Here is a 7,264-nt window from a genome sequence, read left to right as displayed (position 1 = left end):
GGGCTGTTTATAAAAATCCTGAATACTTATTTTTTGATGAAGCTACTTCTGCTTTAGATTCTGAAAATGAAAGAATTATTCATGCCAATTTACAAGAATTTTTTAAAGGTAAAACCGTGATAATTATTGCTCATCGATTATCAACAGTTAAAAATGCAGATCAAATAGTAGTTTTAAAAAACGGTCAAATAGTAGAAACAGGAAATCATAGCCAATTAGTAAAATTAAGGTCAAATTATTATAATTTGGTTAAAAATCAATTGGAATTGGGCGCATAATCCTAAATTAATTCAATCCTTACAAAATTTTAATTACCGAAGAAAAACTGATTTCATCAATAATTTTATAAAGAGGTCAAGTTCTTTAATACTATATAAATATCATAGATAATTCAAAAAATTATATCAAACGACTAAAAAAATAAACATTAAGTTTATAATAAATTAAAATTATAAAAAAACAACATATTTTATATGATAAAAATCATAAAAACACAAAATAAATAATAGGGATAAAATATCTGTTTTATATTGGTTTTGATTAAAATTAAAATAAATTATCTTTAAATTTTATCTCAAATTTTTTAAAAATATATTATAACATTTAATAATATGTTTAAAATATATAAAATCTCGTTATAAATAATATTTATTGATATAAATTTACCATAATTTTTATAACAAAAACTATGAAAATTTTCTATTTATTTGTTATCATATTAGTATGTAATTATTCATATTCTCAAGAAATTACTCTTAAAGGGAGGCTTGAATTAAATGAAAATATATTTGAAAATAAATACAAAATATATTTGATCAAGCAAGATTCTATTATCATTACTTCAGAGATAGATGATCATAAAAACTTTATTTTTAGAAATTTATACGAAGGATTATACGAGTTAAAAATTAAAGAAGATAATGAAGAATTATATTCCAAATCGTTAATAATAAAAGAAAATACAGACTTAGGAATAATTAATCTGTCTACCGGTGTAAAATTACAGCAGATAGTAGTTACAGGAAATAAAAAATTAATAGAGCGAAAAATAGATCGAACCATATTTAACGTTGAAAATTCAGCCGCTACATCAGGTGGAGACGCATTGGATGTATTAAAATTAAGTCCCGGAATACAAATTAAAAATGAACAAATATCCATAATAGGAAAAAGTAGTTTAAAAGTAATGGTAAATGAAAGAAGTATTCCACTGTCTGGTGATGAATTAATTAATTATTTGAAATCTATTTCATCCGATAATATAAAGAGTATTGAAGTAATTACCGCACCACCGGCAAAATACGATGCAGAAGGTAATTCGGGATTAATAAATATTGTGTTAAAAACAAGTAAAAAGAACAACTGGAAAAGTTATATCGGTGGGACTTATAAACAATCAAAATATGATTATTATAATACAAATTTAGGATTTAATTTAAATCATAAGAAAATAACTCTTAATTCGGATATAAACTTCTTTTATGGTGTAAATAATGCGCAAAGAGATAAAAATTATATTACATATTTAGATGAAGATATATGTTCTCAATCCTTGTCTAAATCAAAATTGAAAAAACGTTTTAATGGGAGTTTAGGTATGGATTATCAATGGACAAATCAATTTTCTTTAGGATTTCAATCAATATTTGAAACATACGATGTACAACATAGAATAAGTCTTAATGAATATTTTTATAAACCAATATCTCCTATACTGACAAAAACTTATTCAAAGGGGCCTGGTAGTACAAACAATATTTATGTAAATTTTCATTCTCAATATAGTTTGGATACATTAGGAAGTAAAATTAAATTAAATTTAGATTATTTTGGAAATACTCGTAAAGAAGATGTTATTTTCAATTCTAAAGATTATGAGGACTTTGTAACGTACATTCCTAGTCATGACTTTAGTTCTCGCGATCTTAATAATTTGAAAATTTACAATTATTCAGGGAATTTGGATGTAGAACAGCATTTTAGGAAAATCGGATTGGAATATGGTGTAAAAACTTCTCATACAAAAACGACAAATGATGCAGGGTATATTACTCTTATTTCAAATGATTCATATCATCAAGGTGAGGCAAATGATTCTTATGAATATAAAGAAAATTTGCAAGCAACATATATATCCGGGAGAGGTAAAATAGTTGATAAGTGGGAGATCAAAATGGGTTTAAGATTAGAAAATTTTCAAAGAAGAATTTTTTCTGTACTTACTCAAGAAAAACATAAATATAATTCTACTAAATTGTTTCCTAGTATGTACTTAACCTATAATTTAGGTGACGATCGTACACTAAATGTTAATTATACTAGACGTGTAAATAGACCAACTTACAGAAATCTAAATCCATTTAAGAGTCGTTTAAGTAAAGGTGATGTTATGTCAGGTAATCCTTTTTTAAAGCCCTCTTACACCGATAACTTGGAATTGAATTATTCATGGAAAAATAATTGGAATACGGGAATATATTTTTATAAAGCAAAAGACGCTATTGATTATGCTTATTATTTAGAAGAGGAAGAGGAGTATATATTTAAAAAAGCAGAGAATTCTGTTACAGAGAATTCTATAGGCTTAAGCCAAAATTATAATTTTACTTCAACAGAATGGTTAGAAAGTTATTTTAATGTTGATGTATACTATAAAGAAAATAAGTCCCAGATAAAAGGATTAAGTTCCAATAACTTTATCAGCGCAAATTTTAATATAAATAATAATTTATCTCTAAATAAAGGAAAAACATTTAATATAACTATAATATCTCAATACGCATTACCGCAGTATATATCCACAAAAAAAGTGAAGTCATATTTTAATTTAGGATTTGGATTAAAAGCTTTATTCTTGGATAAAAAATTAATGTTTTCTTTATACGCAAATGATATTTTTAAAACTCTTGAGGCTAATTTAAGGACAGATTATAATAAAATAAATAAGTCAAAAGAAATATTGTATCAATATCCTCAATTTATAAGATTTACTATAAGATATAACTTAGGAAATAGTAAACTTAAATCTAAAGCCATTAAATCTAGTAACGAAGAAGAGAAAAATAGAGCTAAATGATTTAGCTATAATATACTTGCAAGTAACCGTATCGGCACGGGGAAATACCGAATAATTTATTCTTTAATAAAAAATATAACTAAAATGAAAAATTCAAAATTAAAATCTGTTTTGAAAAGCATGAATGCTAAAAAAAATGATTCTATTGAAAAATTATCTACAGATGAAATTAAGATTATCAAGGGTGGAAAAGCAGGAAATGATGGATTGGAATCGGCTGATGCGTGGTGTTTAATCAACCTTTGTGGTAAAAACACATAGATCAAATTAAGAGTGAGTTGAGGTATTTTTAATAATACCTCAATTTTAAAAAATTATTAATTTTTTAAAAATTGATCATGTATAAAATATCTAAATACTTGGTAGATGTAGATTTACAAAATGAAGAACGTTTGATTTTCTCAACCCGAACTGGTGAATTAATAAATATTAGTAATGAATTATATCATTTTATAATTGAAAAAAAATTTAACAAATTAAATGATATAACTCTGCTTAAATTACTTAATTTAAAAATTTTAATTCCAGAAGATGAAAATGAAACGGATACTATCATAAATAATCTAATTTTATCTTCCAATAAAAAAAGTAGAGTATTAAGTTTAACCATACAGCCTACTGCTAATTGCCAGCTAGGTTGTCAATATTGTGGACAAACACATGAAAAACTGAATATGTCAGAATCTTTGGTTGAAAATACATACAAATATATAAAAAATAAATTAGAGAATGGTATCTATGAATCATTAATTATTACTTGGTATGGAGCAGAACCACTTTTAGGCCTGAATTCGATAAAAATTTTAAGTAAAAAATTAATAATCTTATGCAATAAAATAAACATTGAATATTCAGCGATGATGATCACTAACGGATTAGGTTTGAAAGAAAATATATTTGCCGAGTTAGTACAGTATAAAATTTTAAAATATCAAATAACATTAGATGGCGATAAAGTTTCTCATGATAATAGTAGATATACAAAAAAGAAAGGAAAAACATTTGATACAATAGTATCGAATATAGTAATGGTTGTTTCTAATCCTTTATATGATGAAGAAAAATGTAATATAGTTATAAGATGTAATGTACATAAAAATAATTATAAATATATTAATAATTTAATTGATCACCTTTATAATTTAGGAATTTCGAATAAAGTATCAATTAATTTTGCTCCGGTACATGATTGGGGTAAAAATTATGCTGAAGAAAATATAGGTCTAACACCAGAATATTTTGGGGAATTAGAAATAGATTGGATGCTTAGATTGAAAGAATATGGTTTTAGATTTATAAAAGATCTGCTACCAGATAAAAAAAATGGAACTTGTATGGTGACAAATTTAGATTCGGAACTTATTGATGCAAAAGGTAGATTGTCCTATTGTTGGGAAGTACCATATACTCCAGAATTTGATTATGAAAATAGTGATATGTTTCATGGTAATATTAACAATATTGAATATAAAGATAGGAAAAAATTACCTCTAGGAAATTGGTATGAAAATATAAAACAGGAAGATTATAATACGACATGCAAAAATTGCAAATTTTTACCAGTATGTGGCGGGGATTGTCCTGTAAATTGGTATAAAGGATTTTCCTCTTGTCCTTCGTTCAAATATAATATAAAAGATTTAATGGTATTTGAATATATAAATAATAAAGAAATTTTAAATAGAGAATTTGATTTATCAAATTAATAAAGAATTACATTATCTATTAATTTATACGTTAAAAAGAAAAATTTTAATCGTTTTCATATTTTTTATGAAATTTTAGAAATTAAAAAAAATAAATTTAAAGATTGCACAATTTAAAAGTAATTAATATAATTAGTAGAATTAATGCCTTTCTTAAAAGAATCCAAAATAAAATTGTAAATATAAATAATTGGAATATTATACATTACCAATAATTTTTTTAAAATTATTACTTCAATAAAAGAGAAAGTTTTTAATTGAATGATTCATAAAATATCTGAATCGTTTAAGCATACAGTTTTGTAAAATAATTATTTTAAAAATTCCATTTTATCCATGAGTTATTTTGCAGGAAAGTATTGTATTATTTAAATGAAAGTTTAAAATTTATTATAAATTATAAAATTAATTAATAAAGGATAACTTGATTAATTAATGATAAATGAAAAAATTAGTTGGAACAAAGATTAATCAATCATTTAATATAAAACTGGATATTAAATTAATAATTTAATTTTTGAAATGAAATTCATTCCCCAAAAAGATCAGATGGATTGTGGTTCTTCCTGTTTAGGAATGATATGTATTTTTTATGGTAAGAATTATTCAATAGAATATTTAAGAGATATTTCATATTTAACCAAAGAAGGCGTTTCCTTGTTGGGAATAACAGAAGCCGCTAAAAAAATTGGATTTGAAACTTTTCCTGCTAAGCTTACTTTAGAAAAATTAAAAGAAAATAAAAATTCATTGCCTGCTATTCTCTATTGGAATCAAAATCATTTTGTGGTCTTAATTAAAATAAAAAAGAATTTTATAAGTAATAAAATTCAATATAAAATAGCAGATCCTGCGCATGGTGTTATAGATTTAAATGAAGATCAAGTCAAAAAATCATGGTTATCAGGAGATGATATGGGGGGAGTAGCCTTATTTCTTCAACCTACGGAAAAATTTTATGAACTAATTCCTCCTGAACAGTCCCGATTAACAGTAAAATATTTGTTTAAATATCTTATTCCCTATAAGAAACAGCTCGTTTTTCTGTTTTTTATGTTATTATTAGGCAGCTGTATAACCCTTATATTTCCGTTTTTAACCCAAAACCTAATAGATAAAGGGGTTAATGTTCGAAATTTAAATATGGTTTCCATCATACTTTTAGCACAACTGGCCTTATTTTTTGGTTCCATTACTACTGAAATCATTCGTAATTGGCTTATGCTCTATGTTGGTACTCAAATAAGTATAACCATTATTTCGGATTTTTTGAAAAAAATGTTAAAACTTCCTATTAAATTTTTTGATACTAAAATGATGGGAGACTTTACTCAACGAATACAGGATAATGAACGAATTGAGCATTTCTTAACCTCACAAAGTTTATTAACTTTTTTTTCAATAATTACTTTTTCCGTTTTTTTTGGGGTATTATGGTATTACAATTTCACTATTCTTTGGGTTTATTTACTCATGACTGTTTTTTCTGTTGGCTGGTCGTTTTTTTGGTTCAAAAAACGCAAAATTTTGGATTATTATAGGTTTCAGGAACGGAGTAACAGTCAAGAATCTATTTATGAAATTCTAAATGGAGTAACCGAGATGAAACTCAATCAATTTGATGAATATAAAAGAAAAAAATGGGAAAATATTCAACAAAAGTTATTTAAATTGAATATAAGAATTCTAAAAGTAGATCAGATACAACTTTCCGGTTTTGAGTTTATCAATCAGCTTAAGAACATTATAGTTACTTTCTTGGCAGCAATTTTAGTGATTAAAGGGAATATCAGTTTAGGGGCCATGTTAAGTATTTCTTATATTATAGGACAGATGAATGCTCCCGTTAATCAATTAGTTAATTTTTTTCGTTCTCTACAAGACGCCCGTTTAAGCTTGGAACGGTTAAATGAAGTACAAAATCATCCTGAAGAGGAGCAAGAAGAATATAGTAAATTTTCGACTACAAATGCTAATATAAATGTATTAAAAAGAGGATTTGAATTAAAATCTTTGTCTTTTCAATATGAAGGTCCTCACTCACCATACATTTTACAAAATATGAGTGTACTTATTCCGGAAGGAAAAATAACTGCAATAGTAGGAGCTAGCGGAAGTGGCAAAACAACATTGATGAAAATTCTTTTAAAGTTTTATAATCCTACTAGTGGAAAAATATTTTTAAACGAACAAGATTTAGCGCAATTATCCCCGGGAAGTTTGAGAGAAAAATGTGGAGTAGTAATGCAAGAAGGTTTTATTTTTTCAGATACCATTGAAAGAAATATAATTACGAAAGACGAAATAACTGACATAAATAAATTCGAACAAGCGATAAGAATAGCTAATATCGATAGTTTTATAAGCAGTTTTCCATTAAAATATAATACAAAAATTGGTGCTGCAGGTGTTGAACTTTCAGGTGGGCAAAAACAAAGAATTCTTATAGCGAGGGCTGTTTATAAAAATCCTGAATACTTAT

At 25.4% G+C, this 7,264-nt stretch carries 4 protein-coding genes and 1 pseudogene; all 5 read left to right on the top strand.

Annotated features, from left to right (window positions below; genetic code table 11):
* Nucleotides 1-278, top strand: a pseudogene (locus GFU93_RS04445) (peptidase domain-containing ABC transporter); the annotation flags it as partial.
* A 410-nt stretch (nucleotides 279-688) separates the two neighbouring features.
* Nucleotides 689-3,076 carry an outer membrane beta-barrel family protein gene (locus GFU93_RS04440; protein ID WP_160567573.1) on the top strand — a complete coding sequence of 796 codons (2,388 nt, stop codon included), beginning with the start codon at nucleotides 689-691 and terminating at the stop codon, nucleotides 3,074-3,076.
* 84 nt (nucleotides 3,077-3,160) lie between these two features.
* Complete coding sequence (locus tag GFU93_RS04435; RefSeq protein WP_160567571.1) at nucleotides 3,161-3,337, top strand: hypothetical protein; 177 nt, start codon at nucleotides 3,161-3,163, stop codon at nucleotides 3,335-3,337.
* A gap of 77 nt (nucleotides 3,338-3,414) precedes the next feature.
* Nucleotides 3,415-4,782 (top strand): radical SAM/SPASM domain-containing protein, encoded by a 1,368-nt coding sequence (locus GFU93_RS04430; RefSeq protein ID WP_160567569.1) that lies wholly within the window; start codon nucleotides 3,415-3,417, stop codon nucleotides 4,780-4,782.
* Nucleotides 4,783-5,304: 522 nt separating this feature from the next.
* Nucleotides 5,305-7,264, top strand: a 1,960-nt coding sequence (locus GFU93_RS04425) for a peptidase domain-containing ABC transporter (protein WP_160567567.1), incomplete at its 3' end; no start/stop codon positions are given.

It is taken from the genome of Apibacter sp. B3546, assembly GCF_009827885.1.
Taxonomy (GTDB): Bacteria; Bacteroidota; Bacteroidia; order Flavobacteriales; family Weeksellaceae; genus Apibacter.
This window is presented reverse-complemented; position numbering and strand designations above follow the sequence as displayed.